We start from the raw sequence: 26,297 nt of genomic DNA on the forward strand, positions 1-26,297 counted from the left end.
CGCGCGCGCGAGCGCACCGGGAGCTGGTCGACGGGCGTGCAGCCCACGGCGCGCACCTGGTCGGCGCGCTCCTCGTCGGCCTCGATCTCCGCCTGGGACGCCGCCAGGTGCCGCAACCGCTCGGTCAGGCTCATCGGATCTCCGTGATCTCCGGTCCGCGGGTCAGGGGGTCGAAGCTCGGCGCCGCAGGCGCCTCCTCCTCGACCGGCGCGGACGCCGGTCCGGGAAGGCGCAGCCCGAGCAGGTCGCGCGGCGCGTGCGCCTCGGTCCCGCGGATCACGACGACGCCCCCGAAGACCTGCTCCAGGACGGCGGCGGCGGCGGGCTCGACGGCCGCCTTGCCGGTGATGACTCCGCGGACGAACCAGCGGGGCCCGTCGACGCCGAGGAAGCGCGCGGGGCGGTGGCCGGTGCGGCCCTCAGCGGTCCGGACGGGCAGGCGCGCGAGCAGCTCGCGGCCGAACGGGCCAGGCAGGTCGTCGACCGATCCACCCTGCTGCACGACGGACGCGGCGATCTCCTCGCGGATCTCGTCCCAGATGCCGTCGGTGCGGGGCGCCGCGTACGCCTGCAGCTGCAGCTGCGAGCCGTCGATCGAGACGCTCGCCGCCGAGACGACCTCCGTGGCCTTGTCGATCTCCATCCGCAGCTCCATGCCGGGGATGCCGGGGACGCGGAGCGCACCGAGGTCGACGCGCGCGAGCTCGTCCTCCACCTCGTCGACGTCCCAGGGCCCGCGCGTGCGCGCAGGGGCCTGGACGACGTCCTCGTCGGGAGCCTCGACCTCGGCCTCAGCCTCGGTGATGTCGTCGGGCGCGATGTCCTTCGCGCCACGCCGGAACAGAGCCACGTGCATCTCCTTCGACCGACGCGCGAGCGCGCGTCATCACCCTCGAGCGTAGTCCGCCGAGGAACGCCTACCTAGCCGGTGACGGCCGCCTGGCCCCACCCGCCGGACGACCCGAACCCGCCCGTGCCCCGGTGCGAGCCCGGCAGGGTCTCGACCTCGACGAACCGGACCCGCTCCACGCGCTGGATGACCAGCTGCGCGATGCGGTCTCCACGGCGCAGCTCGATCGCGTGCGCGACGTCGGTGTTGAGCAGCGTCACCGCGATCTCGCCCCGGTAGCCGGCGTCGACCGTGCCCGGCGCGTTGACGATCGTCAGGCCGTGCTTCATCGCCAGGCCCGAGCGCGGGTGCACGAACGCGGCGAAGCCGTCCGGCAGCGCGATCGCGACGCCCGTCGGGACCGTCACGCGGCCCTGCGGCGGGATCACGACGTCCACGCGGGCGAGCAGGTCCGCCCCGGCGTCGCCCGGGTGGGCGTAGGCGGGTGCGCCGAGCTCGGGGTCGAGCCGGAGCAGGAGGACCTCGGTGCGGTGGTCGTCGATCACGGGGCCAGACCCTACCGGTCGCGGGCGCGGGCCGGGGGGCGGGGCGGCGGATGCGAAACTTGGCGCATGCCCAGCAACGCGCCCGCGACCCACGTGTTCTCCGAGCGGCTCTGGCTCGGTCCCCTGGGCTGGTTCGGCGTCCTGGCCCTCGCGGGCTGCCTCGGCGTGGCGGCGCTGCCCGTCGACGCGATGCTCGCGCTGGTCGTCGCGGTCGTCGCCGCCGTGGCGCTCGTCGTGCTCGCGTTCGCGACGACGACCACGGTGTCCGTCACCGGCGGCGAGCTGCACGCCGGCGACGCCCACATCCCGCTCACCCTGCTCGGCGACGTGCGCGAGCTCGAGGCCGACGAGCTGCGGGCCGAGCTGGGGCCGCGCCTCGATGCCCGGGCCCACCTGTGCATGCGCGGGTGGATCCACCGCGCGGTGCGGGTCGAGCTCGTCGACCCCGCGGACCCCACGCCCTACTGGATCGTCTCGACCCGCCGTCCCGGCGCCCTGGCCGCCGCGCTGCGCGGCTGACGCCGCAGAGCGACCCCGGACAGCACGACGGCCGGCGCCCGGAGGATCCGGGGCGTCGGCCGTGGCGGGTAGAGCTCGGTGGTCAGGCAGCGCACTCCGAGCAGACGGGCTGGCCGTCCTTCTCGAACGCGAGCTGGCTGCGGTGGTGCACCAGGAAGCAGTGCGAGCACGTGAACTCGTCTGCCTGGCGCGGGAGGACGCGGACCGACAGCTCCTCGCCGGACAGGTCCGCACCCGGAAGCTCGAACCCTTCGGCAGCTTCCGTCTCGTCCTCGTCCACCACGCCCGAGTTCTTGTCGGAGCGCCGGGCCTGGAGCTCCTGCAGCGAGTCTTCGCTGAGGTCCTCCTCGGTCTTGCGCGGGGCGTCGTAGTCGGTAGCCATGTGTGGCGTCACACTCCGTCTTCTGCGTGGGCTGTGTGGTACGCGTGCTCAATGCGCCGGACACGTGTTTTGTTCCCACGTGCGGTGGGATTGTGCACCACATCCGGCGCCGGCGCGAACATGGACGAGCGACCTGTTTCTCAGGTGGCTTTCAGATGTCGGTATCGGCATCGTTCTCGGCGAGCAGCGCGGCCAGCTCCGCCTGCAGCACCGGGTGACCCGCGACGGTCATCTCCGTGCCCGCCGGACGCCCTCGCAGGCCGCTGACCTGCGCACCTGCCTCCCTCGCGACCAGCTCACCGGCCGCGAGGTCCCAGGGTGACAAACCCCTTTCGTAATACAGGTCGAGCCCTCCGGAGGCCACTGCGCACAGGTCGAGAGCAGCCGATCCGATGCGACGGATATCACGTACCTGGGGCAACACGACGGCGACGATCCGACCCTGCGAACGGCGTCGCTCCTCGCGGTATCCGAACCCCGTCCCGACGAGGCTGTCGCGCAGCGACGGCGCCTCGCGGACCCGGATCGGCACGCCGTCGAGGGTCGCGCCCCGGCCGCGCCCGGCGACGAACGTCCGGCCGTCGACCGGCGCGTGCACGCACCCCGCCAGCACGGTCCAGGTGGACGGGTCGGGCGGGCCGACGACGGCCGCGACGGACACCGAGTACGACGGCAGCCCGTACAGGTAGTTGACCGTGCCGTCGATCGGGTCGACGACCCAGGTGACCCCCGACGTCCCGCCGGTCGAGCCGCCCTCCTCGCCGAGCACCGCGTCGTCGGGGCGCAGCTCGGCCAGCCGCGCACGCAGGTGGGCCTCGACCGCGAGGTCCATCGCGGTGACGATGTCCTGCGCGGTCGACTTGGTGCCGGCGACCTCGACGTCGGCGGGGCGGCCGGCGCGGATCATCGCGCCGGACTCCACGGCGATCGTCCGCGCGACCTCGATCAGCTCGTCCAGCAGGGCGTCGTCAACGGTGGGTGGCATGCGGCCATCCTGTCGTCAGCCGCGCCCTCGCCGCAGCCCGGGCCACGGACCGGGCGCCTCCACCTGGAACCGCAGCGCCACCACGCGCAGCGCGAAGATGCCGACGACCACCGTGACCGCGGCGCCCGTGGTGGCCAGGTCGAGCTTCCACAGCACGGCGATCGCGCTCGCGCCGAGCAGCGCGGGGATCGCGTACAGCTGGCGGTGGTGCAGGACGACCGGGACCTCGCCGGTCAGCAGGTCGCGCAGCACTCCTCCGCCGACGCCGGTCAGGACGCCGACAAAGATCGCCGCGATGAGCGTCGTGCCGTGCTCGAGCCCTTTGATCGCGCCGACCACCGTGAACAGCGCGAGCGCGCCCGCGTCGAGCAGCACGATCGAGCGCCGCGCCCGCTCGAGGCGTGGGTGGAAGAAGTACATCGCCAGCCCGCCGACGAGCGCCGTCACCACGAGTCGCCAGTCGGAGATGCCGACGGGCGGCACCGCGCCGATCAGCACGTCGCGCAGCAGGCCTCCGCCGAGCCCCGCGGCCCAGCCGAGCGCGAGGATGCCGAACACGTCGAACTGCTTGCGGACGCCGGCCAGAGCCCCGGACAACGCGCCGACGAACACCCCGATCACCTCGAGGACGGGCTCCATGGGCAGGTCGGCGATCACCGCCGCATCATCGCAGCCGGCGGGCCGACGGGGCCGGAGGCGGCCCGTGGCGGCACTGATCGCCGCGCGGCACACCGGGACGCGTCCGCCGCATCCGGCGGCCGGGATGGCAGGCTCGTGCCGAGGTACTGGGAGGTCGGATGGAAGAGCTCGAGCTGGTCGGTCTGCACGAGGACGGGGAACATCTCGTCCTGGCACGACCCGACGGCGGACGCTTCCGCGTCCGCATCGATGAGACGCTGCGCGCCGCCGTGCGCCGCGACCGGCCCCAGCTGGAGCAGCTGCGGGCCGAGGGCGCGGGCAACCTGAGCCCGCGCGAGATCCAGTCCCGCATCCGTGCCGGCGCCACCACCCAGGAGGTCGCCGAGCAGTCCGGGCTCACGGTCGAGCACGTGCGCCGCTACGAGGGCCCGGTGCTCGCGGAGCGCGAGTACGTCGCCGAGCAGGCCCGCGGCACGCGCATCGGCCGCGACTCCGGCGCACCCACCCTGGGCGACCTGGTGACCGATCGCCTCGCCGCCCGCGGCGTGGATGTCGGCTCGCTCGCCTGGGACGCCGCCCGCGGCGCGTCCGGCCCGTGGGTCGTGCTCGCGCGCTTCACGGTCGGCGACGTCGACCACGAGGCCCGCTGGACGTTCGACGCGAGCGCGCGTTCCGTGACGGCCGACGAGGACGAGGCACGCTGGCTCTCGGAGACCGAGCTGCCCGACGAGCCCGTCGCGCGGCGCCACCTCGCCGCGGTCCGCGACGTCGTCTTCGACTTCCAGACGACGGTCGACGCGACCGCCGCGGTGCCGGTCGTGCCCGAGCCCGAGGACGAGCCTGCGCCCGACCCGCGCGAGGAGACCGCGAGCCTGCTCGACGACCTGCAGAGCCGCCGCGGCGTGCGCCAGGCGCTCGAGGTCGAGGACGAGGGCGACGCGGAGGAGTTTGAGGGCTTCGGGCCACAGCACGCGTTCGACTTCTCGCACCTGGAGGCCTCGGTCCCCGGCGCGCACCCCGCGGACGCCGACGACGACACCGAGGCGGTCGCCCTGCCCGCCCCGGTGCGGCCGACGATCATCTCGGCGCTGCCGCCGGCACCGTCCGAGCCCGTCGAGCCCGTCGCCGAGGCGCCCGCCGCCGCGGTGGGTGACGACACCGAGCGGCCGCGCGCCGCGCGCCGTGGCCGCGCCAAGGTGCCGAGCTGGGACGAGATCGTGTTCGGGGCCCGCCCGGAGTAGTTCGAGCCGTCAGGCCTGCACGGACAGCGTGAGGGTCTGGGGGGTCGGAGACGCCGCGCGCGCGGTGGCCGCCGTCATCCGGCGCATGTGGTGCCGACGGCACAGGACCTCGTAGCCGACCTCGTCGGCGCCGGCCTCGACGTCACCGACGACGACCTGCGCGCCCTCGACGACCATGACGCCCGCGACCGTGCGGGCGTTGTGCGTCGCGCGCGCGCCGCACCAGCACAGCGCGCGCACCTGCAGCACCTCGACGCGGTCGGCGAGCTCGACGAGCCGCGCCGAGCCCGGGAAGAGCTGCGCGCGGAAGTCGGTCGAGATCCCGAACGCGAAGACGTCGACCCCGAGCTCGTCGACCACCCGCGCGAGCTGCTCGACCTGGGCAGCCGTGTAGAACTGCGCCTCGTCGCCGATCACGTAGTCGACCGGACGGCCCTGCGTGCGGCGCGTGATGACCTCGGCCCAGAAGTCGGTCGCGTCGTCGACCTCGCACGCCTGGCGCACCAGGCCCAGGCGCGAGGAGATCGTCGCGGTGCCCGCGCGGTCCTGCCGCGTGAACAGCACGCCGTCGCGGCCCCGGGCGGCGTGGTTGTGGTGCATCTGCAGCGCGAGGGTGGACTTCCCGCAGTCCATCGTGCCGGAGAAGAAGACGAGCTCGGCCATGGTCCACGGCCCTTTCGCTGGGTGGTCAGGCGATGACGTTTTCAGGCGATGACGATGGCGGGCACGAGCATCTCGTGCGCGGTGAGCGAGCCGTGCACGCCGACGAGGTCGAGCGACGCCGGCGTCTGCGTGCGGGAGTCGACGACCGTCGCTCGCCCGGTCATCGCGACCACGACGTCGCCGATCACCGGGGCGACCCAGTCGTCGACCGCGCCGAACAGACCCTGCGCGACGGCCTCGTCGCGCGTCGTGACCAGCGCGTGCTCGCCGAGCACGTCGGCCCACGTCGAGCGGACCTGGTCCGCGTCGGCGCCGGCGCGCAGGTGGAGGTGCAGCGCGCGCGGCTCACCGGCGACCAGGTCGACGTCCGCGGCCAGGGCGGGCGTCTCCGCGACGTCCCACCGTGCACCGAGGTCCACGTCCACCATGCCGTGGTCGGCCGTCACGAGGATCGCGGTGCCCCGGGGGACCGAGCGGGCGAGCCGCGCGAGCTCGTCGTCCAGCTCGGCGAGCGCGTCGCCCCACTGCCAGGAGCCCCAGCCGTGGTGGTGCCCCGCCTTGTCGACGTCGCCCCAGTACAGGTACGCGAGGCCAGGCTTGCGCAGCGCCGCGACGGTCGCGTCGACGCGCGCGGCCAGCGACTCGGCGGACGTGTACGCCGCGCCGCGCAGCGCGGCCTGCGTGAGCCCGGAGCCGGCGAAGCGCGCAGGGCCGACGCTCGTCACCGCGATCCCGGTCGCGACGAGCCGCTCGAACATCGACGGTCGGCGCTGCCACGTCTGCGCGGGAGGCATGTCCGTCCACGACACGAGGTTGCCGAGGTGTCCGGAGCCGGGGACGCGGACGGTGTACCCGAGCATCCCGGTCCCGCCCGGAGGCACGGCGACACCGAACGTGCCCATCGCGGTCGCGGTGGTCGACGGGAACGTGCTGGTCAGCGGCGTGGAACCGGCCAGCCGAGGGCGCAGGAACGGGGCATGGCCCGCGCGCTCGGCGAGGTTCGTGTAGCCGACCCCGTCGACGAGCACCACGCACACACGGTCCGCCGTCGGCAGGCCGATCGTCGCGCGCGAGTCGGGGCCCCCCAGGTCCACGCCGAGGTCGGCACCCAAGGCGTCCGCGACGGCGGGCAGCACCGTGCCGAGGCACTGACGGCCGACGCCCGGCAGTACCAGTCCGGCCGCCGCCGCCTGCTCGGCGAGCGGCCCGGTCACCAGGCCGGAGAGCCCGACGTCGGTCATCGTGACCCGGCGCTCGCCGCCGACAGCACGCGGGCGAACGCGGTCGCGGCGCGCACGGAGTCGATCCCCTCGGCGGCGGCGCTGACTCGCACCACGACGTCGTCGGGCGTCAGGGAGCCGGTGAAGCCGTGGTCGGCGTCGCACGCCGGATCGCCGCACGTGGCCGGCTCGAGGTCGACCCGGGACACCGCGCCCCAGCCGATCGCGAGCGTGAGCTCGAGCGCGGGGTGGCCCGCCTTGTGCTTGGCGGGCTCGGGAACCACGTGCGTCAGGGCGACCGAGCGCAGCTCGCCCAGCGGCACGGACTCGGTGGTGGCCGAGGCGCTGGCCGAGGGGTGCTCGAGGTCGGCGGGGTGGTCGTCGACGTGGGCGCAGACGAGGCGGGTGGGCGTCAGCACGAGGACGGTCACGTGGCGCCGTACCTCGGTGGCGTCGAACGTGGTCTCCGGGTGCACGAGGTGGGCGACCACGGGTTCGTCGGCGAGTGCGACGTCCAGGACGTCGGCGACGAGCTCCGGGTAGTAACCGGCTCGATGCAGGTCCTGACGCAGGGCGGTGAAAGCGGCGGGCACGCCCCCATCCTTCCACCACCTCGCGGTTGCCCGTCGCGCTCGTTCACACCCGCTGCAGGCGACGCGTCCCGTCCGCGCGGTCGGCTGGGGCGATGCTGGCGCGCGCGCCGAGCACCACGACCCCGCTCTCGGCGACCACGACCGGGTTGAGCTCGAGCGACCGCAGCTCCGGCAGGTCGTCGCACAGCACCGCGACCCGGGCCACGACGTCCTCGAGCGAGGCGACGTCGAGCGCCGGGAGCCCGCGGTAGCCGAACAGGCGCGGGGCGGCGCGCGGCGAGCGCACGAGCTCGGCCACGTCCACGTCCGTGAGCGGCGGCACGCCGTAGCTCACGTCGCCCAGCAGGTCCGACGCGTCGCCGGCGAGGCCGAAGCTGACGATCGGCCCGAACAGCGGGTCCTCGGCCGTGCGGACGACGCACGCGGACCCGCGCGGGCCCATCGCCTGGACCTCGAGCGGCGCCCGGCCGGGGTCGCCGCGCTGGGACTGCGCGAGCGAGAGGACGTGCGCCACGTCGGACCGCAGCGCCGCCTCGTCGTCGATGTCGAGCCGCACGCCCCCGAGGTCGGCGCGGTGGCGCAGCGCGGGTGCCGTGGTCTTGAGCGCGACCGGCCACCCGATCCTGCGCGCGACCTCGACCGCCTCGTCCGCGTCGTGCACCTCGAAGGAGGGGAGCACGGCGATGCCCGCGGTCGCGAGCATCGCCGCCGTGCGTTCGGCGTCCAGCTCCAGCACGCCGCCGTCGGCCTCGGTCAGCCAGTCGGCGACCAGCCTGCGCGCGGCCTGCGTGTCGACCCCCTCGAGGTGCAGCGTGCGGCCGCGGTCCCGCGCCCGGCGCACCGCGTAGCGGGCCGCATGGCCGAGGGCCAGGGCGGCGTCCTCGGGCGCGCTGTAGGCGGGGACGGTCCGCGGTCGCCCCTGGTCGTCGTCCGCGGTGAGCTCGGACGTGATGCCGTGCAGGCCGTGCACGCAGGCGACCGTGGTGCGTCCCGTCCGGGCCGCCGCGCGGGCGACGACGCGGACGAGCTCGGGGTCCGGGTGACCGATCGTCGGGACGAGGACGACGAGCACGACGTCGGTGTCGGGGTCGGCGTACAGCGCGTCGACCTGCTCGCGCGCCTCGTCGGGTGTGCCGCCCTCGGACAGGATCGTCACGGCGCCCGGCACGACGAGACCCGCGGCGGCCGCCGCCTCGGCGACGAGCGCGGCGATGGAGGCCGAGCTGGCCAGGATCGCGACGCGTCGCCCCGCCGGTACGGGCTGGTGCGCGAAGACCTCGACGACGTCGAGCAGCTGGTGGGTGTTGTCGACGCGGATGACCTCCGCCTGCCGCAGCACCTCGTCGAGCGCGCGCGGGCTCGCGTGCGTCGGCCGGACCGCGTGCCCCGGCGGCACCACCTGCCCGGACCGCCCGCTGGTCACGACCACGACCGGCTTGGCGAGCGAGAGCCGCCGGGCCACGCGCGAGAACTTGCGCGGGTTGCCGATCGACTCCAGGTACAGCCCGACCACGTCGGTGCCGTCGTCGTCGGCCCAGAACTGCATGAGGTCGTTCCCGGAGACGTCGGCGCGGTGCCCGGACGAGACGAACTCGGCCAGACCGAGGCCGCGGCGGCGCACGGCCGCGAGCAGGGAGACCGCCATGGGCGCCGACTGGCAGAACAGCCCGACGCGGCCCGTGGCGGGCGGCGTCTCGGCGAGCGAGGCGTTGAGCCAGCCGTCGCCCGACGCGACGAGCACGCCGTACGACGCCGGGCCGACGACCCGCATGCCCGCGGCGTGCGCGACCCGCAGCAGGGAGCGCTGGCGGTCGAGGCCCTCGGGACCGAGCTCGGCGTACCCGGCCGAGAGCAGCACGACGGCCCGCACGCCGAGCCGCGCGAGCGCGCGCACCACCTCGACGGCGTCCGTGGGGTCGACCGCGACCACCGCGAGCTCGACGGGTCCGGCCACGAGCTCGAGCGCGTCGTACTCGTGCACCCCGGGACCGACGTCCTCGACGCCCACGGCGTGCAGGGCGACCGTCTCGTCGCCCGCCCGCAGGTTCGCCAGGGCCGTCGCCGCGGCGCGCGCCCGCGGCGAGCCCGCCGCGTCGGCGCCGGGCCCGACGACCAGCACCGAGCGCGCCTCGAGGAAGGCGCGCACCGAACGCGCCTCGGCGCGGTGCTCGCGGTCGGCCATCACGGCGAGCGAGCGGTCGGTCGGGTCGATGTCGAAACCGACCGCGACGATCCCGTCCTCGGTGCGCTGCCGGACCGCGTACCCGGCGTCCTTGAAGACCGAGATCATCCGGCCGTTCTGGGGCAGCACCTCGGCGACGAACCGGCGCACGCCGCGCTCGCGCGCGGCGGCGGCCAGGTGCTCGAGCAGCACCGAGCCGAGCCCGCGGCCCTGGTGCGCGTCCGCGATGTTGAACGCGACCTCGGCCTCGTCGTCCTCGAGGCGGTCGTAGCGGGCCACGCCGATGATCTGCTCCGAGCCGTCCAGCCCGGCCGCGACCGCGATCAGCGCCACGCGTGTGTCGTGGTCGACCGTCACGAGGCGGGTCAGGTCGCGGTCGGACAGCCGCTCGAGGGGCGCGAAGAACCGCAGGTAGGTCGAGCGCTCGGACTGGCCGACGTGGAAGGCCTGCAGCGCGTCGGCGTCGCTCGGGCGCAGGGGTCGCACGTGCGTCGTCGTGCCGTCCTGCAGCACGACGTCGGCCTCCCAGGCCGCGGGGTACGCGGCCTGCCGTGCGTCGTCGCTGACGTCTGCCATGCCCGCCAGGCTAGTGCGCCGTGCGTCCGCGCCCCGCGTGCCGCGACGTCGCATCGGCGACCGGCGGGCGACAATGGTCGGCGCACCGCAGCCCGGCCCCGAGGAGCACTCCCCCATGGCGCGTCGCCCCGCGACCCCCGACCTGCCGCCCGACGACCTCGTCGAGCGGATCGTCGACATCGACGTCGCGACCGAGATGGAGGGCTCGTTCCTCGAGTACGCCTACTCGGTCATCTACTCGCGGGCCCTGCCCGACGCGCGCGACGGCCTCAAGCCCGTGCAGCGCCGCATCCTGTTCCAGATGTCCGACATGGGCCTGCGCCCGGACCGGCCGTACGTGAAGTCGGCCCGCGTCGTCGGCGACGTCATGGGCAAGCTGCACCCGCACGGCGACACCGCGATCTACGACGCGATGGTCCGCCTCGCGCAGCCCTTCTCGCTGCGCCTTCCGCTCATCGACGGCCACGGCAACTTCGGCTCGCTCGACGACGGCCCCGCGGCCCCCCGGTACACCGAGGCGCGCATGGCGCCGGCCGCGATGGCCATGACGATCGGGCTCGACGAGGACGTCGTCGACTTCGTCCCGAACTACGACAACAAGCTCACCCAGCCCGAGGTCCTGCCCGCCGCGATCCCGAACCTGCTGGTCAACGGCGCGGCCGGCATCGCGGTCGGCATGGCGACGAACATGGCGCCGCACAACCTCGTCGAGGTCATCGCGGCCGCGCGCCACCTGGTGCAGCACCCCGCGGCCACGCTCGAGGAGCTCATGCGCTTCGTGCCCGGACCCGACCTCCCGGGCGGCGGCAAGATCGTCGGGCTCGACGGCATCCGCGACGCCTACCGCACGGGCCGCGGCGCGTTCCGCACGCGCGCGACCGCCCGGATCGAGAACGTCACGCCCAAGCGCAAGGGCATCGTCATCACCGAGCTGCCCTACGCGGTGGGCCCGGAGAAGGTCATCGAGAAGATCAAGGAGGGCGTGCAGTCCAAGAAGCTCTCCGGCATCTCGGACGCGGTCGACCTCACCGACCGTCAGCACGGCCTGCGCCTCGTGATCGAGGTCAAGACCGGCTTCAACCCCGACGCCGTGCTCGAGCAGCTCTACCGGTACACCCCGCTCGAGGACTCGTTCTCGATCAACAACGTCGCGCTCGTCGAGGGCCAGCCGCGCACGCTGGGGCTGCGCGAGCTGCTCGTCGTGTGGGTCGAGCACCGGCTCGTCGTCGTGCGCCGCCGCTCGGAGCACCGCCTCGCCAAGCGGCTCGAGCGCCTGCACCTCGTCGAGGGTCTGCTCATCGCGATCGTCGACATCGACGAGGTCATCCAGGTCATCCGCGCGTCGGACGACGCCGAGACCGCACGGGCGCGCCTGCGCAGCGTCTTCGACCTGTCGGAGCCCCAGGCCGAGTACATCCTCGAGCTGCGGCTGCGGCGCCTGACCAAGTTCTCACGCATCGAGCTCGAGAAGGAGCAGGAGCAGCTGGCCGCGGAGATCGCGGAGCTGCGCGAGATCCTCGGCGACGACGCGCGCCTGCGCACGCTCGTGTCCGACGAGATGGCCGACGTCGCCGCGACCTACGGCACCCCGCGCCGCACGATCCTGCTTGACTCCGCCGGTGGCGGCGCGGTCACCGGGGCACCCGCCGCGGGCCGGGCCGCCGCGACGCCGCTGGAGATCGCGGACACCCCCACGTGGGCGCTGCTGTCCGGCACGGGCCTGCTCGCACGCACGTCGTCAGACGAGCCCGTCGCGCGCACCGAGGACTCGCGGCGCGGCAAGCACGACGTGCTGGCCGGCGGCGTCCTGACCACGGCTCGCGCCGAGATCGGCGCGGTCACCTCGCGCGGCCGCATGGTGCGCGTCTCCGTGCTCGACCTGCCCGGGCTGCCCCCGACCGACGGCACGCCGTCGCTGTCCGGCGGCGTGCCCGTGGGCGAGGTCGTGGCGCTCGAGCCGGGCGAACGCGTCGTCGCGCTCGCGTCGCTGGCCGCCGACGCCGCGACGCTCGCGCTCGCGACCGCGCAGGGCGTGGTCAAGCGCGTCAGCGCGGGCGACGTCCCCGGCAACCGGGACGCGTGGGAGGTCGTCGCGCTCAAGCCGGGCGACGAGGTCGTCGGCGCCGCACCCGTGGTCGACGAGGACGAGCTCGTGCTCGTCAGCTCCGACACGTCGCTGCTGCACTTCGCCGCGTCCGCGGTGCGTCCCCAGGGCCGGGCCGCGGGCGGGATGGCCGGCATCAAGCTGGCCGCCGGCCAGCGCGTCGTCGCCTTCGGCGTGGTGCCCGCGGGCCGAGCCACGGAGGCGGTCGTGGTGACCGTCGCCGGGTCGTCGTCGGCGCTGCCCGGCACGCAGTCCGGCACCGCCAAGGTCTCCCCGTTCGACGTCTACCCGGGCAAGGGGCGGGCCACGGGCGGCGTGCGCGCGCACCGGCTGCTCAAGGGCGAAGACGCGCTCATCCTCGCGTGGGTGGGCGTCGGCCCGGCGTGGGCGACGGGCTCGGCCGGGCAGTCGATCGACCTGCCGCCTCTCGACCAGCGCCGGGACATGTCCGGCGTGCCGCTCGCGGCACCCGTGCACGCGATCGGCTGATCAGGCGGGCAGCACCTGCCGTTCGGCGGCCCTGACCGGGGCGCGCCGGACGGCGCGGTTGCGGGCGACGATGCCGCCGACGATGAGCGCCTGCCCGACGACGTAGGTGAGCATCACCGCGAAGTCCTGGCCGGGCAGGTCCCACGCGGGCACGAACCGCTCCAGGGCGATGAGCCCGTCCGAGACGAGGAAGACCGCTCCGCCTACCGCGACGAGCGGCCCGACCCCCGTTGCGAGCACGGCCATCGCGGTCAGCACGCCGCCGTAGACGGCCACCGGCACGAGCAGGGTGTCCGCGTGCGGGGCGCAGGCTGCGACGAGTCCGACGAGGACCAGGGCGTAGGGCACCAGGAGCGCCGGGCGGCGGTGCAGCACCGATCGGCGCGCGTCAGGTGCGAACGCGACGACGTAGGCCACCTGGGCGACGAGGAAGCACCCGATCATCGCCAGGAAGGCCGCGTCGCCGTCCAGGAGCGAGGGCAGCGAGTCGCCGAGCCACGACGCCGCCAGCGCGACCAGGCCCCAGCGCACGAGGTGCCCGCGCGGCCACCGGGTCGCCGTGACCAGCACCGCGGCGAGCAGCGGCATCAGCAGCCACTGGCTCACGTCCGCGAGCGTGCCCGCGCCGGTCAGCAGCGCGCCGAGGTGCACGGCGGCGGCCAGCACGAAGGCGGCAGCCCACCCGCGGGCGGCGGGGGACGAACGTCGGATCACCGAGACCTCCAGGCGCCGGACGTCGTCGGCCGGCGAAGCGAGCACGGTCCCCGTCGACCGGCGAGGGTGATGCTAGCGCCCGGGCGGGCCGCTCAGAGCTCGATCGTGCGCAGCGTCGTCCCGTGGAAGACCTCGTAGCCCAGTCGGGCGTACAGCCCGTGCGCGCCCGACGGGTTCTCCGTGTCGACCCCGAGCTCGGCGAACTCGATGCCGTCCGCGCGGTAGGCGAGCATCGCGGCCAGCAGCAGGGCGCTGGCCACTCCGCGGCCGCGCCACCCGCGCCGCACGCCGAGCAGGTCGGTGTAGCCCGAGGTGTACCCCGCGATCGGCCAGTCCTGCTCGTAGCGTCCCGAGATCAGATAGCCGGCGACCTCGCCCGACGCCTCGTCGACCGCGACGAAGCTCCACGTCGGCGCGAACATCGCCCGACCCTGGATCCACTGCTCCGGCGTCTGCGGCTCGCTCCCCCAGTGGTCGGCGAACGCCTCGTTGTGCGCGAGGCGCGCCTGCTCCTCGATGTCCGCCGACCACGGGACCACCCGGATACCGTCGGCCGGGGCGACCACGGGCAGGTCGCCGTCGAGCGAGCGGCGCATCTCGGAGTAGTAGCGGATCGGCGTCATGCCGCCCGCGGTGGCCAGGTCGATGCTGCCCTGCGCGGTGTCGTCGACGAAGACGCCGATCCGGGCGGGCACCTGCTTGTCGGTGGCCACGATCCGCTGCCGCCCGCGAGCCTGCGACCACGCGAGCAGCTGACGGCCGATGCCGCGCCCGCGCCACTGCGGGTCGACGCCGCCCGACAGGAACGCCCGCACCACGCGGGTGTCCCCGGCGGGCTGGTCGACCGCGGCCCAGGCGCGCATGACACCCTCGTCGTCCCAGCCGCCGAGCGTGTCCAGCGCGAGGTCGAGGGCGGGGTCCTCCAAGTGCTCGGCCAGCTCCTCGCGGGCCGAGCGGTACGGCGCGGCGTCGGCGGACTCGACCGCGTCGACCAGCCGGACCAGGGCGTCGATGTCGTCGGTCGCCAGTGGGCGCCACGTCAGGCCCGTGCCCTCGGGCAGGGGTGCGACCGACGGTGCGTCGACGCGCTCGGCCAGGGGGCGAAGTTCGGTGCTCACCTCGCCACCCTCTCCGACGGCCGCGGCGCGGGCAACCTGTTTGGCCGGGCTCAGGCGTCGATGCGGCTGCGGTCCAGGCCCTCGGCGCCCGCGACGATGAAGTCCTTGCGGGGCGCGACGTCCGAGCCCATGAGCAGCTCGAAGATCTCGTCGGCCCGCGCCGCTCCCTCGACCGTGACGCGGCGCAGGGTCCGGTGCCGCGGGTCCATGGTCGTCTCCGCGAGCTGGTCCGCGTCCATCTCCCCCAGGCCCTTGTAGCGCTGGATGTCCTCCTTGTAGCGCTTGCCGGAGCGGTCGAGCTTCTTCAGCGTCGTCGCGAGCTCGGCCTCGGAGTACGTGTAGACGTACTCGTTCTTGCGGCCTCCGCCGCCGATGACCTCGATGCGGTGCAGGGGCGGCACGGCGGCGTAGACGCGACCGGCCTCGACGAGCGGACGCATGTAGCGGAACAGCAGCGTGAGCAGCAGCGTCCGGATGTGCGCGCCGTCGACGTCGGCGTCCGTCATCAGCACGATCTTCCCGTAGCGCGCGGCCTCGAGGTCGAACGTGCGGCCCGAGCCGGCGCCCACCACCTGGATGATCGCGGCGCACTCGGCGTTGCGCAGCATGTCCGTGACCGAGGCCTTCTGGACGTTGAGGATCTTGCCGCGGATGGGCAGCAGCGCCTGGAAGTCCGAGCTGCGGGCGAGCTTGGCGGTGCCGAGCGCGCTGTCACCCTCGACGATAAACAGCTCGCTGCGCCCCACGTCGTCGATGCGGCAGTCCGCGAGCTTGGCAGGCAGCGCGGAGGTCTCGAGCGCGTTCTTGCGGCGCGAGATCTCCTTCTGCTTGCGCGCGGACAGGCGCGCGCGCATCTCGCCCACGATCTTGTCCAGCAGCAGGCTGGACTGCGCCTTGTGGTCGCGCTTGGGCGAGGCGAAGATCGCCGCGAGCTGGGTGTCGACCACGCGGCTGACGATGGCGCGCACGGGCCCGGTACCCAGCACCTCCTTCGTCTGGCCCTCGAACTGCGGCTCGGCCAGCCGGACGGTCACCACCGCGGTCAGTCCCGCCAGGATGTCCTCCTTCTCGATCCGCTCGGTCGCCGCGTCCTTGGCGGCGATCTTGAGCCGCCGGGCGTTGAGCTCGACCTGCTTGCGCAGCACCTTGATGAGCCCGGCCTCGAAGCCCGCCTGGTGCGTGCCGCCCTTGGGCGTCGAGATGATGTTGACGAAGCTGCGCATCTCGGTCTCGTAGCCCGTGCCCCACCGCAGCGCCACGTCCACCTCGCACGTGCGGGCGACCTCCTGCGGGGTCATGTGCCCGCGCTCGTCGAGCACCGGAACCGTCTCGGTGAACGAACCCGTGCCGGTCAGGCTCCAGGTGTCGGTCACGGCGGCGTCCGGTGCGAGGTGCTCGACGAAGTCGACGACGCCGCCCGAGTGGAAGAACGTCTCCTCGTGCGGGCCGTTCTCACCCGGCGTCCCGGCGATCCCGCGCTCGTCGCGCACCGTCAGCGTGAGGCCGGGGACCAGGAAGCTCGTCTGGCGGGCCCGCGTGACGAGCTCGTCGTAGGAGAAGACGGCCGTCTTGGGGAAGATCTGGCGGTCGGCCCAGTAGCGCACGCGCGTGCCGGTCCTGGCGCGCGCGACCTTGCCGACGACCGCCAGCTCGGACCCGGAGACGAACGGCTCGAACGGCGACTCGGGGCTGCGCCCGGCACGGTCGTCGAAGACACCGGGCTCGCCGCGGTGGAACGTCATGCGGTGGGTCTTGCCGCCTCGGTCGACCTCGACGTCGAGCCGCGAGGAGAGCGCGTTGACGACGGACGCGCCGACGCCGTGCAGGCCGCCCGACGCTCCGTAGGACCCGCCGCCGAACTTGCCGCCGGCGTGCAGCTTGGTGAACACGACCTCGACGCCCGTCAGGCCGGTCTTGGGCTCGATGTCGACCGGGATGCCACGACCGTTGTCGCGGACCTCGACCGAGGAGTCCGCGTGCAGGACGATGTCGATGCGGTCGCCCTGGCCCGCAAGGGCCTCGTCGACCGAGTTGTCGATGATCTCCCACATGCAGTGCATCAGGCCGCGGCTGTCGGTGGTGCCGATGTACATGCCCGGGCGCTTGCGCACGGCCTCGAGGCCTTCGAGGACGGAGAGGTGGCGAGCCGTGTAGCCCGACTGCGAGGAGGTCGTCGTCACGCGCTGATCGTAGTCGCGCGCACCCACGAGGCCCGGGAACACCCCCGGCGCGGGGCCGTCCGAGCCGCAGGATGCCGGTCTCGTCACGATCGTGTGTCAGTTCAGTACGCGGTCAGCGAACCACCCCCTCCTGGTGACATGGATTCGGGGTGGGGGTGGTTGTATGGAGATGTGACAGGGACCATGACTGAACCGCTGACCGCAGCCGACCGCTGCGACCGCTGCAACGCGCAGGCGTACGTTCGCGTCGTCCTGCCTGTCGGAGAGCTGCTGTTCTGCGCGCACCACGCGCGCGAGCACGCACCCAAGTTCGCCGAGCTCGCCACCCACGTCCACGACGAGACCGACCGCCTGCTCGCCGAGCACGGCGCCGGTGCGGGTGCCGCGAGCGTCTGACGCGGTCGCCAGAACCGACTCGAGGGCCCGGACCGGGAACGGTCCGGGCCTTGCTCGTCGGCACTCAGGCCGGCGCGAGGGCCGCCTCGTCCGCGACCACGCTCGCGCGGGCCGGGATGTGGTCGACGAACCGTAGGTGCGGCACGGCGAGCACCGCCGCGACGAGCGCGAGCCCGCCGCCGACGACGAGCGGCAGTCGCAGGTCGACGCGCGAGACCAGCCCGCCCAGGAGCGCGCCGCACGGCGCCAGACCCCACACCAGCGTGCGGGTCGCTCCGTTGACCCGGCCGAGCATCGCGCCGGGGACGATCATCTGCCGGACGGTCGAGGACTGCACGTTCCACGCCGTACCAGCCAGCGCCGCGACGGCCATGGCGAGCGAGGCGACGACGATGCCCGCCGTCCCGCCCGGCACGAGCGCGAGCACGACGAACGCAGCGCCGGCGACCGCCGTGGCGGTCACCATCGCGACGCGACGGCCGAACCGACGCGCGAACGCCGGTGAGCCGATCGCCCCGGCGACGCCACCGAACGCCATCCCCGCGGTGAGCAGGCCGAGCGCGGCCTCGGGCACGCCGACCCCGCGGACCAGGTAGAACATCAGCGAGCCCTGCGCGAACTGCAGGGTGACCGCGATGGTCGCGGTGACCAGCACGAGGCCGCGCAGGTCCCGGTGCCCGAACGTGTACCGCAAACCCGCGCCGGTTGCGGCCCAGATGCTCTCGCGCGGGCCGACGGGGGTCGTCGGCTCGGGCGCGGGACGTCCGGCGCGGCGCGGCAGGGTGAGGACGAGCACGGCGGCCGCCGCGTACGCGAGCGCGCCGACCGCGAGCGGCAGCGGCACCGCGACCGAGAACAGCGCGGCGCCGAGCGGCAGCGCCACCATCCCCTGCATGACGAGCTCGCCGGCCTGGAACCGCGAGTTCGCGGTGTCGAGGCGCGCGGTCGGCACGAGAGTCGGCACCATCGCCTGGGCGGCGCCGTCCGCGAGCGTCTCGATGCACGCCGCGAGCAGCACGGTCGCGAACAGCAGCCACAGCGGGATGCCGACCGTGCCGGCGACGACGGCGAGGGCGACGTACGCGCCGGCCCGGGCCAGCGCCCCGAAGCCCATGACGCGGCGACGGTCGGCCCGGTCGACCACGGCCCCGGAGAGCACGCCGAGCACGAGCCAGGGCAGGAACGCCAGCGCGCTGATCACCGACACGACGAACGGGTCGTCGCTGAGGCGCATCGCGAGCAGCGGCATGACCACCATGCCGACGCCGTCGGCCAGGTTGCTGGCCAGGCTCGCGGACCACAGCCGCTGGAACGAGCCCGGCAGGCGGACCTCGGTGCTGACGCTCATGACTGCTTCCCCTCGTCGTCCTGACCGGGCAGCGTGCTCGTCGCTCTGCCGTCGCCCGCCGCCTCGCGACGCGGGAACGCCCGCAGCTGGACCTCGACCACTCGCGCGCCCTCGGGGCGCTCGTCCTCGCGGCCGGCCGTGCGGGCTGCCCACGCCTCGAGCACGCCCATGAGCTCGGCGGTCATCGCCGAGAGCTCGTCGGGCGTGAGGATCGCGATGTCCGTGACCTCCTCGGCGTGCCCCGCCCACGCGCCCTCGAGCCCCGCCGCCGCGCGGGCCCGGAAGTCCGCGGCCGCCTCGAACCGCAGCCGCAGCCACTCGTCGGCGAACAGCTGCAGCGACTCGCGCGCCGCCGGTGCGCGCAGGTCCTGACCGCTGAGCACCTGGCGCGTCTGAGGGATCTGCCACCACCGCTCGCGCGCGGTCCCCCGGCCGACGACCTCCTCGACGAACCCGTGCGCCGCGAGCTGACGCAGGTGGTAGCTCGTGGCGCCCGACGACTCCCCCAGCAGCTGCCCGAGCCCGCTGGCCGTGGCCGGCCCCGCGCTCAGCGCGTCGAACAGGCGGATCCGCAGGGGGTGGGCGAGGGCCTTGAGGCGCGTGACGTCGACGACCGCGTCGGTGCGCTCGCTGGGCCCGGGAGGCTCGGGGTGGGGTGCCATGCGAGCGACGCTACGCCTGCAAAGGTTTCTTTGCAACATTTTCTTTGCATGCGCCGAGCGCCTCCGCGTGGTCGAATGACCGACGTCGACACCCCACCAGCGGAGGACCACCATGGCTGAACCCGTCTTCGACCGTCGTGAACAGCTCGAGCTCGTCCAGGACGGACTCCTCGACGGCGAGGAGGTGATCGCGGTGTTCGACTGCATCGGCGCCGGGACCGGCTTCGTCGGGCTCACCACGAAGCGCGTGATCCTGCAGGACAAGAGCTTCGTCGGCAAGCGCGTCGCGCTCACGTCGGTCCCCTACCGGCACGTCCGCTCGGTCTCGGTCGTGAGCAACAAGTCGTTCGCGGGGAAGTTCGTCTCCTCGAGCAGCCTCGCGATCGACACGGGCGGCTCGGTCCACGAGGCCGACTTCCGGGGCGAGGACAAGGCGCACCAGGCGCACCACCTGATCCTGGCGCACATCACCGCGTAGACCCAGGACGACGAAGGCCCGGACGACGAACGGGCCCCTCGCCGTGATGGCGAGGGGCCCGTTGCGTGCGGTGCGGGGGTGCGTCAGTCCAGGTAGTCGCGCAGCACCTGCGAGCGCGACGGGTGGCGCAGCTTGCTCATCGTCTTCGACTCGATCTGACGGATCCGCTCGCGCGTGACCCCGTAGACCTTGCCGATCTCGTCGAGCGTCTTGGGCTGGCCGTCCGTGAGGCCGAACCGCATCGAGACGACGCCGGCCTCCCGCTCGGAGAGCGTGTCGAGCACCTGGTGCAGCTGCTCCTGCAGGAGCGTGAAGCTGACCGCGTCGGCCGGGACGACGGCCTCGGAGTCCTCGATGAGGTCACCGAACTCGCTGTCGCCGTCCTCGCCCAGGGGCGTGTGCAGCGAGATGGGCTCACGGCCGTACTTCTGGACCTCGACGACCTTCTCGGGCGTCATGTCCAGCTCCTTGGCGAGCTCCTCGGGCGTGGGCTCGCGGCCCAGGTCCTGGAGCATCTGCCGCTGGACGCGGGCCAGCTTGTTGATGACCTCGACCATGTGCACCGGGATGCGGATGGTGCGGGCCTGGTCGGCCATGGCGCGGGTGATGGCCTGACGGATCCACCAGGTGGCGTACGTCGAGAACTTGTAGCCCTTGGTGTAGTCGAACTTCTCGACCGCGCGGATCAGACCGAGGTTGCCCTCCTGGATCAGGTCCAGGAACAGCATGCCGCGGCCCGTGTAGCGCTTGGCCAGGGAGACGACGAGGCGCAGGTTCGCCTCGAGCAGGTGGTTCTTCGCGCGACGGCCGTCCTGCGCGATCCACTCGAGCTCGCGCTTGGCCTTCGGCTCCATCGTGAGGCCGGCACCGAGGCGCTCCTCGGCGAACAGGCCGGCCTCGATGCGCTTGGCGAGCTCGACCTCCTGCTCGGCGTTCAGCAGCGCGACCTTGCCGATCTGCTTGAGGTAGTCCTTGACCGGGTCCGCCGTGGCGCCGGCCGTGATGACCTGCTGGGCGGGGGCGTCGTCGTCGTCCGCGTCGGAGTAGACGAAGCCCTTGTCCTCGGACTCCTCCTCGGCCGCGGCCGGCTTCTTCTCGCCGTCCTCGGTCTCCTCGCCGTCGGTGGCCGCGACGACCTCGGTGGTGTCGATCTCGACGTCCTCGATCTCGACCTCCTCGAGGGCGTCCGCGGCGGGCTCGTCGGCGTCGTCGCCCTTGACCGCCTTGGCAGCGGCAGCCTTGGCGGTGGTCTTCGCGGCGGGCTTGGCCGCCGTCTTGGCAGCAGCCGCGCGGGGAGCGCGGGCTGCCGGCGCGGTCGCTTCGCCGTCGGCGGCAGCGGCCTTGGGGGCCGCACGGCGGCGCGTCACCGGCTTCTCGGCGTCACCGTCCGCGACCGTCGCCTTCGCGGCGGGGCGCGCCTTGGCGCTGGTCGCGGCGACGGCGCGGGCCGGGACGGGCTCGCTCACGGTGATGCCGGCGGTCGCGAGGCCGCGGACGACGGCGCGCAGGCGCTTGGCGTCCTGCACGTCGGCCACCTCGCAGGCGGTACGCAGCTCGGCGGCGGCAACAGAGCCGTGGGTCCTGCCACGCACGATGAGGTCCTGGAGCGCAGGGTGCTCGAACTCACGCGGAAGTGCGGGATGCGGGGTCTGGGACGACACGAACGACCTTTCGGCAGCGCAACTCCGCGGAGGGGGTCACGGGGTGAGACTCATATTGTACCGAGCCATTTCCCGGGCGGCGGCCCAAAGGGCACACCACAGGCACGGGAGATCGGGGGGTTACGGGCTTCAACGCGCGGTGCAGCCCGATGATTCCCCGCGACGGGCCCGGTTCGCGAAGATCAGGCGAAGGATCGAGGCGGGAGCTGGAGCGGCGGCGCTCAGCCCGCGGGCTTGACCGTCAGGACCGGGCAGGGAGCGTCGAACAGCACGCGCTGGGCGTTCACGCCGAGGATCAGCTTGCCCACGGGGCTGCGCCGGCGCAGCCCGATGACGACCAGCTCCGCGTCGACGTCCTCGGCCGTGCTGATCAGGTCGTCCGCGACGTCGCCCCCGTCGAGCAGGCGGATCTCGTGCGCGGTGCCGTCGTCCGCGAGCGCGGCGTCGACACGCGCGAGCTCGGACTCGACCTCGGCGCGCTGGTCGGCGGGCTCGTCGGGCCGCGAGCTGACGACGACCACGACCCGCTTGCCGCGCTGCTTGGCCTCGGCGACGGCCGCGTCCAGAGCGGCACGGCCTTCCGGGGTGGCGAGATATCCGACCACGACTGCCATGACGACTCCCGTCCACTGCCCACGCCGCACCCGGCCGTCCGGCCGGTCGACCCGGCCGACCGCCACCGGACCCGAAGGGCCGGCGCGGGATGCGACCGTGCGGGCGTGACGCTACCGGAGCACGGGCCTCGGGACGACCCCGGCGGAGTCCAGTGGCCCTCCGTCGGGCCCACGAGCAGTGACGACGCGCCAGGGCAGGTGTCCTCACGCGGCCCGCCGCCGCACCCACCCGGGGCCGACCGCGGCAGTGAGCAGGTCGACGAGCATGAGCGCGAGCCGGTACTCGGGATCGTCCGCGAGCGCCCGGTCGAGCTGGATCTGCGCCCGTGCCCCGTCCCCCCTCCACCACGACAGGACGGCGAGCAACGTCCACGCCGGGGCCTGGTGCCCCGCGCGCCCGTGGGCCACGACCCCGTCCAGCGCGCCCTCGTGGGTCCTGCATCGGGCGAGCGGAGGCTCCATCCCCTCGGTCGGATCCATGATGCGTCGCAGCGCGGCTCCCATCGCCGCGTCGTCGGCCGGGTCCGGCGACGTCCCACGCACGCACCGCTCGGCGAGGTCCGCCGTGCCGGGGACGAGGGAGACGAGGACCGCGTCCCGCACCCTCCTGTCGGCGAGCCCGGCCTCGAGCCGCCCCCACGGCGCCGTCCTGCCCGCGACCGAGCCGTCGACAGCCGCGACCGCGGCGCGCCAGGAGGCCACGGATGCGGCCCGCCAGTCCCCCACCGCGTCCGGCCCGCTCGTCCAGGCGTCGATGCAGCGCGCCTCCCAGCGCCGGCGCACGCGCGCCACGGACCGCCGCACCTGCTCGGGCGCCCGCGCGACCTGCACCAGCTCGTCGCGGGAACCCGCGACGGCGGACCCGGCGAGCACCATGTGCGCCCCGACGAGGGTCGCCTCGAGCTCGCGCAGGGGGCGGCCGCCCGGCGGGCAGCACGTGTCCGGGTCGCAGTCGAGGTGGAGGTAGCCCGTCGACGTCACGACGAGGACGTCGACCTCGCCGAACGGGCCACCGGCGGCCTCGCGCACGTGCCGCGCCGCTCGGTGCAGCGGGGAGGCCAGGGCGCCGCGCGGGTCGCCCTCGTCCGCGTACAGCACGCACATCACGCGCCGTGCGCCGTCCTGGTCGAGCGTCGCGATCGCCGAGCGCGCGAGCTGGGGTCCTGCCTCGGGATCGAGCAGGTCGGGCAGGTCGACGCGCATGACGAGCCCGATCGCACCGCGCGGCGGGCGCAGGCTCAGCAGCACGGCGCTGTCCCGCGGGCGGAACCCGAGGCGGTGCGGGATGTAGGCGAGCACCTCGCGCGGCTCGCTGACGCGGATGGTCTCGATGTCGGTCTCCATGCCGATCAGCCCACCGCAGCGCACTCGTGCCGTGGGGGCGTCCGCCCGGATCTGTGCACGGACCGCGCCACGGAGTGGGCTGTGGTCGGCTCGGCGAGCCCGGCTACCCTGGCCCGGTGCTGCGCCCCCGTCCCCTCCTCGTCGCGCTCTCCTGCGCCGTGACCTGCATGCTCGCGGCCGGGGGCTGCACCACGAGCCAGCCCGCGCAGCTCGAGCCCACCGGGTCCTCGACCGCCGACGTCGCCCCCGCCCCGAGCCCGACCGAGTCGCTCCTGCCCGCAGACCAGCCCACGGGCTCCGCGGTCGGCACGCTCGCGCCGGACTTCCCGGCGACGCTGCTCCCCCTCCCGGAGGGGGCCACCGTGCTCGTCTCGTCGGCCGTGCCGGTGCCCGACTCGGACCTCGTCGACGTCAGCCTCAACCTGCGCACGTCGCAGTCGACCAAGCAGCTGCTCTCCGCGGTCCGCAAGCCCCTGCTCGCGGCGGGCTTCACGGAGACCGAGCCCGCCGACAAGGAGCCCGACCTCGCGGCGCAGGCCTCGTTCACGCGCGACGACGGCAAGGAGCGCGTCATCCTCGGCATCCTCGACCTGGACGACGTGCGCACGCTGACCCTCAGCGGTCGCGTGGACCCCGACGTCCCCTAGGCTGCCCGGCGTGAGCCTGGACCCCCGCACCCTGACCGACGTCGAGGACGTGAGGCCGCGGGTGGACGGCTACGTCGCCGCGCACGTCGATCGCCTCGAGGGCGTGCTCGCCTCGATCGGGGCCGGCGCCGCGCCGCTGGTCGAGGCCGTCGCGCAGATGCTCTCGGGCGGCAAGCGGCTGCGCGCGGCGTTCTGCTACTGGTCGTGGCGGGCGCACGGCGGAGCGCCCGGGACGCCCGACGAGGTCGCGGTGCTGCGCGTCGGCGCCGCGCTCGAGCTCTTCCAGGCGGCTGCGCTCTTCCACGACGACGTCATGGACGACTCCGACACCCGGCGCGGGCACCCTGCCGCGCACCGGGCCTTCGCGGACCGGCACCACCGGGAGGGCCTGGAGGGGGACGCGGAGCAGTTCGGGCTGTCGGCCGCGATCCTGCTGGGCGACCTCGCCCTGGTCGCGAGCGAGCGGGAGTTCGCCGATGCCGTGGCCGGGGCTCCCGCGACGCGCGCCGCGCGCACGCGCGAGGTGTTCGACCACATGCGCACCGAGGTCACGGTCGGCCAGTACCTCGACGTGCTCGCCCAGTCGTTGCCGTGGGGTGCGGACACCGCGGCCGACGAGCACCGCGCCCGCGAGGTCATCCGCGCGAAGTCGGCGCGCTACAGCGTCGAGCACCCGATCGTCCTCGGTGCGGCGCTGGCCGACGCGGACGACGACGCACTGGCCGCGTGCCGCGCGATCGGCCTTCCCCTCGGCGAGGCGTTCCAGCTGCGCGACGACCTGCTGGGTGTGTTCGGCGACCCTGTCGCGACCGGCAAACCCGCGGGCGACGACCTGCGCGAGGGCAAGCGCACCGTCCTGGTGGCACGGACCGTCGCGCACGCGATCGCGACGGGCGACGTCCCGACGCTCGACCTCGTGCGGTCCACCCTGGGTGACCGCGAGGCCTCCGAGGATCAGATCGCGGCGCTCGCCGAGGCGATCGCGGCCTCGGGTGCAGTCGAGGGCGTCGAGACGCTCATCGAGCAGCTGTGCTCGGCCGGCTTCGCCGGCATCGAGGCCCGCGACTGGGCGGAGCCCGCCCACGGCATGCTGACGGCCCTGGCCCACGCGGCCACCGACCGCTCGGCCTGAGCGGCCGCCGTCACCAGCCGAGCAGCGCCTACAGCTCGGCCTGGGCCAACCGCCGCACCTCGGTCTTGCCGCCCGCGCGCAGCGCGTCGATCGGCGAACCACGCAGCGCGTCGATCGGCGAGAACAGCCAGACCAGCGCCTCCTCGTCGGAGAACCCGGCGTCCCGCAGCAGCGTCAGCGTGCCCTGCAGCGATGCGAGGACGGTCCACTCCGGCAGATCCTGCGCGCGGGAGGGAGCCGACGGATTGGCGAGGTGCCCCGGGACGAGAAATGCCGCGGGAATGGAGAAAACCTTCGGCTCGCCTCGGCGGATGCCGAGCAGACGCCCCTCCTGGACGACTCGTCGCACCTTTCCGGCGTCGAGATCGAGCCGCTCGGCGACATCGGGAACGGTGAGCCACTCGGTGACGAGGGCGTCAGGTGCAGGGGTGTCGGTCACGCCGCCAGCCTACGCAACCGGGGGAATCACCCGCGCGCGAGGCCGTGCAATTCGGGCGTGGGGTTTCCACGGTTGCTGCGTTGGGATACGTTCACGTTCTGTCACTTCAGTAACACCAGTCACTTTTCTTCACTCGTGCACCAGGGGATTCGACATGACGCAGCCCACCGCCAGCCGTCCCGATGCTCGCCGACTCGTCACGACGAGCACCGGCGCGATCGCGCTCGCGGCCATCGCCGTAACCGCCTCCGGCACGGGCGCGCGGGCCGACGAGCGCTACACCGTCCGCTCGGGAGACACCGTGAGCCACATCGCGGCGCGCACCGGCACCAGCGTGGCGTCGATCGCGCGAGCGAACTCGCTGGCGGACGCGTCCCGCATCCACGTGGGCCAGGTCCTGGCGATCCCGAGCGGCTCGACGCCCACGGCGAAGGCCATTGCCAAGCCGAAGGTCACGCACACGGTGCGCGCCGGCGAGACGGTCAGCGCGATCGCCCACCGGTACGGCACCACGGTCGCGAAGGTCGTGGCCAAGAACCACCTCGACTCGCGCGCGCTGATCCGCATCGGCCAGGT

At 74.0% G+C, this 26,297-nt stretch carries 26 protein-coding genes; 8 read left to right on the plus strand and 18 right to left on the minus strand.

Annotated elements, in window-relative coordinates; translation table 11 throughout:
• Nucleotides 1-130: 130 nt before the first annotated feature.
• Together D1825_RS08920 and dut are read right to left on the minus strand one after the other, a co-directional pair.
• Entirely contained in the window at nt 131-850 is a 720-nt protein-coding gene (locus D1825_RS08920; protein WP_118767075.1) for a DUF3710 domain-containing protein, read from the minus strand.
• A 71-nt stretch (nt 851-921) separates the two neighbouring features.
• Nucleotides 922-1,392: a dUTP diphosphatase gene (gene dut, locus D1825_RS08925; RefSeq protein WP_118767095.1), complete on the minus strand. Its 471-nt coding sequence runs from the start codon at nt 1,390-1,392 to the stop codon at nt 922-924.
• A 69-nt stretch (nt 1,393-1,461) separates the two neighbouring features.
• On the opposite strand from dut, the gene D1825_RS08930 reads away from it, so the two are divergent.
• Nucleotides 1,462-1,914: a DUF3093 domain-containing protein gene (locus D1825_RS08930; protein WP_118767076.1), complete on the plus strand. Its 453-nt coding sequence runs from the start codon at nt 1,462-1,464 to the stop codon at nt 1,912-1,914.
• An 82-nt stretch (nt 1,915-1,996) separates the two neighbouring features.
• On the opposite strand, the gene D1825_RS08935 is transcribed toward D1825_RS08930, so the two are convergent.
• The 3 genes from D1825_RS08935 to D1825_RS08945 form a co-directional block, all read right to left on the minus strand.
• Nucleotides 1,997-2,296 carry a DUF4193 domain-containing protein gene (locus tag D1825_RS08935; RefSeq protein WP_118767077.1) on the minus strand — a complete coding sequence of 100 codons (300 nt, stop codon included), beginning with the start codon at nt 2,294-2,296 and terminating at the stop codon, nt 1,997-1,999.
• Nucleotides 2,297-2,447: 151 nt separating this feature from the next.
• Nucleotides 2,448-3,281: an inositol monophosphatase family protein gene (locus tag D1825_RS08940; RefSeq protein WP_118767078.1), complete on the minus strand. Its 834-nt coding sequence runs from the start codon at nt 3,279-3,281 to the stop codon at nt 2,448-2,450.
• A gap of 15 nt (nt 3,282-3,296) precedes the next feature.
• Complete coding sequence (locus D1825_RS08945; protein ID WP_233549763.1) at nt 3,297-3,938, minus strand: trimeric intracellular cation channel family protein; 642 nt, start codon at nt 3,936-3,938, stop codon at nt 3,297-3,299.
• A 140-nt stretch (nt 3,939-4,078) separates the two neighbouring features.
• On the opposite strand from D1825_RS08945, the gene sepH reads away from it, so the two are divergent.
• A complete protein-coding gene (gene sepH, locus D1825_RS08950) occupies nt 4,079-5,161 on the plus strand; it encodes a septation protein SepH (RefSeq protein WP_118767079.1) in 1,083 nt (360 codons plus the stop codon).
• A gap of 9 nt (nt 5,162-5,170) precedes the next feature.
• Here the strand turns inward: sepH and D1825_RS08955 are convergent, their stop codons facing one another.
• Genes D1825_RS08955 through D1825_RS08970 form a run of 4 tightly spaced genes read right to left on the minus strand, consistent with a single transcriptional unit; the run spans nt 5,171 to nt 10,395 of the window.
• Entirely contained in the window at nt 5,171-5,824 is a 654-nt protein-coding gene (locus tag D1825_RS08955; RefSeq protein WP_118767080.1) for a thymidine kinase, read from the minus strand.
• Between the two features lie 41 nt (nt 5,825-5,865).
• Nucleotides 5,866-7,065: an alkaline phosphatase family protein gene (locus D1825_RS08960; protein ID WP_118767081.1), complete on the minus strand. Its 1,200-nt coding sequence runs from the start codon at nt 7,063-7,065 to the stop codon at nt 5,866-5,868.
• Nucleotides 7,062-7,637: a DUF5998 family protein gene (locus D1825_RS08965; protein ID WP_118767082.1), complete on the minus strand. Its 576-nt coding sequence runs from the start codon at nt 7,635-7,637 to the stop codon at nt 7,062-7,064. Before D1825_RS08965 ends, D1825_RS08960 begins: the two co-directional genes overlap by 4 nt.
• Nucleotides 7,638-7,680: 43 nt before the next feature.
• Nucleotides 7,681-10,395 carry a GNAT family N-acetyltransferase gene (locus D1825_RS08970; RefSeq protein ID WP_118767083.1) on the minus strand — a complete coding sequence of 905 codons (2,715 nt, stop codon included), beginning with the start codon at nt 10,393-10,395 and terminating at the stop codon, nt 7,681-7,683.
• Between the two features lie 115 nt (nt 10,396-10,510).
• Between D1825_RS08970 and D1825_RS08975 the strand changes: the two genes are divergently transcribed.
• Nucleotides 10,511-12,988 (plus strand): DNA gyrase/topoisomerase IV subunit A, encoded by a 2,478-nt coding sequence (locus tag D1825_RS08975; RefSeq protein ID WP_118767097.1) that lies wholly within the window; start codon nt 10,511-10,513, stop codon nt 12,986-12,988.
• On the opposite strand, the gene D1825_RS08980 is transcribed toward D1825_RS08975, so the two are convergent.
• Genes D1825_RS08980 through D1825_RS08990 form a run of 3 tightly spaced genes read right to left on the minus strand, consistent with a single transcriptional unit; the run spans nt 12,989 to nt 17,000 of the window.
• Nucleotides 12,989-13,747: a lysoplasmalogenase gene (locus D1825_RS08980; protein WP_233549764.1), complete on the minus strand. Its 759-nt coding sequence runs from the start codon at nt 13,745-13,747 to the stop codon at nt 12,989-12,991.
• Between the two features lie 47 nt (nt 13,748-13,794).
• On the minus strand, nt 13,795-14,820 hold the full coding sequence (locus D1825_RS08985; protein WP_118767084.1) for a GNAT family N-acetyltransferase: 1,026 nt from the start codon (nt 14,818-14,820) through the stop codon (nt 13,795-13,797).
• 50 nt (nt 14,821-14,870) lie between these two features.
• Nucleotides 14,871-17,000 (minus strand): DNA gyrase/topoisomerase IV subunit B, encoded by a 2,130-nt coding sequence (locus tag D1825_RS08990; protein WP_118767099.1) that lies wholly within the window; start codon nt 16,998-17,000, stop codon nt 14,871-14,873.
• 183 nt (nt 17,001-17,183) lie between these two features.
• Here D1825_RS08990 and D1825_RS08995 point away from each other — a divergent pair, with 183 nt between their 5' ends.
• Nucleotides 17,184-17,396 (plus strand): DUF7455 domain-containing protein, encoded by a 213-nt coding sequence (locus tag D1825_RS08995; protein ID WP_233549766.1) that lies wholly within the window; start codon nt 17,184-17,186, stop codon nt 17,394-17,396.
• Nucleotides 17,397-17,460: 64 nt separating this feature from the next.
• Here D1825_RS08995 and D1825_RS09000 read toward each other — a convergent pair whose 3' ends face one another.
• Nucleotides 17,461-18,744: an MFS transporter gene (locus D1825_RS09000; protein ID WP_118767086.1), complete on the minus strand. Its 1,284-nt coding sequence runs from the start codon at nt 18,742-18,744 to the stop codon at nt 17,461-17,463.
• Nucleotides 18,741-19,406, minus strand: coding sequence for an ArsR/SmtB family transcription factor (locus tag D1825_RS17985; protein WP_158580706.1), 666 nt, complete (start codon nt 19,404-19,406; stop codon nt 18,741-18,743). The genes D1825_RS09000 and D1825_RS17985 overlap by 4 nt, the downstream gene beginning before the upstream one ends.
• Nucleotides 19,407-19,518: 112 nt before the next feature.
• Here D1825_RS17985 and D1825_RS09015 point away from each other — a divergent pair, with 112 nt between their 5' ends.
• A complete protein-coding gene (locus D1825_RS09015) occupies nt 19,519-19,884 on the plus strand; it encodes a PH domain-containing protein (protein ID WP_118767088.1) in 366 nt (121 codons plus the stop codon).
• An 83-nt stretch (nt 19,885-19,967) separates the two neighbouring features.
• Here the strand turns inward: D1825_RS09015 and D1825_RS09020 are convergent, their stop codons facing one another.
• The 3 genes from D1825_RS09020 to D1825_RS09030 all read right to left on the minus strand — a co-directional run bounded on the left by D1825_RS09020 (nt 19,968) and on the right by D1825_RS09030 (nt 23,503).
• Nucleotides 19,968-21,545: an RNA polymerase sigma factor gene (locus D1825_RS09020; protein WP_118767089.1), complete on the minus strand. Its 1,578-nt coding sequence runs from the start codon at nt 21,543-21,545 to the stop codon at nt 19,968-19,970.
• Nucleotides 21,546-21,766: 221 nt separating this feature from the next.
• A complete protein-coding gene (locus D1825_RS09025) occupies nt 21,767-22,159 on the minus strand; it encodes a universal stress protein (protein ID WP_118767100.1) in 393 nt (130 codons plus the stop codon).
• A 204-nt stretch (nt 22,160-22,363) separates the two neighbouring features.
• Entirely contained in the window at nt 22,364-23,503 is a 1,140-nt protein-coding gene (locus tag D1825_RS09030) for a DUF4192 domain-containing protein (protein WP_118767090.1), read from the minus strand.
• Nucleotides 23,504-23,619: 116 nt separating this feature from the next.
• On the opposite strand from D1825_RS09030, the gene D1825_RS09035 reads away from it, so the two are divergent.
• Together D1825_RS09035 and D1825_RS09040 are read left to right on the plus strand one after the other, a co-directional pair.
• The gene (locus tag D1825_RS09035; RefSeq protein ID WP_233549767.1) at nt 23,620-24,150 is read left to right on the plus strand and encodes a hypothetical protein; all 531 of its coding nucleotides are present in this window, start codon (nt 23,620-23,622) and stop codon (nt 24,148-24,150) included.
• A gap of 10 nt (nt 24,151-24,160) precedes the next feature.
• Nucleotides 24,161-25,282 carry a polyprenyl synthetase family protein gene (locus tag D1825_RS09040; protein ID WP_118767092.1) on the plus strand — a complete coding sequence of 374 codons (1,122 nt, stop codon included), beginning with the start codon at nt 24,161-24,163 and terminating at the stop codon, nt 25,280-25,282.
• A 28-nt stretch (nt 25,283-25,310) separates the two neighbouring features.
• On the opposite strand, the gene D1825_RS09045 is transcribed toward D1825_RS09040, so the two are convergent.
• Nucleotides 25,311-25,721 (minus strand): Rv2175c family DNA-binding protein, encoded by a 411-nt coding sequence (locus D1825_RS09045; RefSeq protein ID WP_118767093.1) that lies wholly within the window; start codon nt 25,719-25,721, stop codon nt 25,311-25,313.
• A 154-nt stretch (nt 25,722-25,875) separates the two neighbouring features.
• On the opposite strand from D1825_RS09045, the gene D1825_RS09050 reads away from it, so the two are divergent.
• A partial coding sequence (locus tag D1825_RS09050) for a LysM peptidoglycan-binding domain-containing protein (RefSeq protein ID WP_118767094.1) occupies nt 25,876-26,297 on the plus strand: 422 nt, incomplete at its 3' end.

The sequence above is a fragment of the Cellulomonas rhizosphaerae genome (assembly GCF_003470205.1).
Classification (GTDB): domain Bacteria; phylum Actinomycetota; class Actinomycetes; order Actinomycetales; family Cellulomonadaceae; genus Cellulomonas; species Cellulomonas rhizosphaerae.

Excerpts from the sequence above, each read along its gene's own strand:
- D1825_RS17985 (WP_158580706.1), bottom strand. The coding sequence starts at position 19,406 with ATGGCACCCCACCCCGAGCCTCCCGGGCCCAGCGAGCGCACCGACGCG.
- D1825_RS08940 (WP_118767078.1), bottom strand. The coding sequence starts at position 3,281 with ATGCCACCCACCGTTGACGACGCCCTGCTGGACGAGCTGATCGAGGTC.
- D1825_RS08995 (WP_233549766.1), top strand. The coding sequence starts at position 17,184 with ATGACTGAACCGCTGACCGCAGCCGACCGCTGCGACCGCTGCAACGCG.
- D1825_RS08960 (WP_118767081.1), bottom strand. The coding sequence starts at position 7,065 with ATGACCGACGTCGGGCTCTCCGGCCTGGTGACCGGGCCGCTCGCCGAG.
- D1825_RS09030 (WP_118767090.1), bottom strand. The coding sequence starts at position 23,503 with ATGGAGACCGACATCGAGACCATCCGCGTCAGCGAGCCGCGCGAGGTG.
- D1825_RS09015 (WP_118767088.1), top strand. The coding sequence starts at position 19,519 with ATGGCTGAACCCGTCTTCGACCGTCGTGAACAGCTCGAGCTCGTCCAG.
- D1825_RS09000 (WP_118767086.1), bottom strand. The coding sequence starts at position 18,744 with ATGAGCGTCAGCACCGAGGTCCGCCTGCCGGGCTCGTTCCAGCGGCTG.
- sepH (WP_118767079.1), top strand. The coding sequence starts at position 4,079 with ATGGAAGAGCTCGAGCTGGTCGGTCTGCACGAGGACGGGGAACATCTC.
- D1825_RS08955 (WP_118767080.1), bottom strand. The coding sequence starts at position 5,824 with ATGGCCGAGCTCGTCTTCTTCTCCGGCACGATGGACTGCGGGAAGTCC.
- D1825_RS08935 (WP_118767077.1), bottom strand. The coding sequence starts at position 2,296 with ATGGCTACCGACTACGACGCCCCGCGCAAGACCGAGGAGGACCTCAGC.
- D1825_RS08930 (WP_118767076.1), top strand. The coding sequence starts at position 1,462 with ATGCCCAGCAACGCGCCCGCGACCCACGTGTTCTCCGAGCGGCTCTGG.
- D1825_RS08970 (WP_118767083.1), bottom strand. The coding sequence starts at position 10,395 with ATGGCAGACGTCAGCGACGACGCACGGCAGGCCGCGTACCCCGCGGCC.
- D1825_RS08975 (WP_118767097.1), top strand. The coding sequence starts at position 10,511 with ATGGCGCGTCGCCCCGCGACCCCCGACCTGCCGCCCGACGACCTCGTC.
- D1825_RS09025 (WP_118767100.1), bottom strand. The coding sequence starts at position 22,159 with ATGGCAGTCGTGGTCGGATATCTCGCCACCCCGGAAGGCCGTGCCGCT.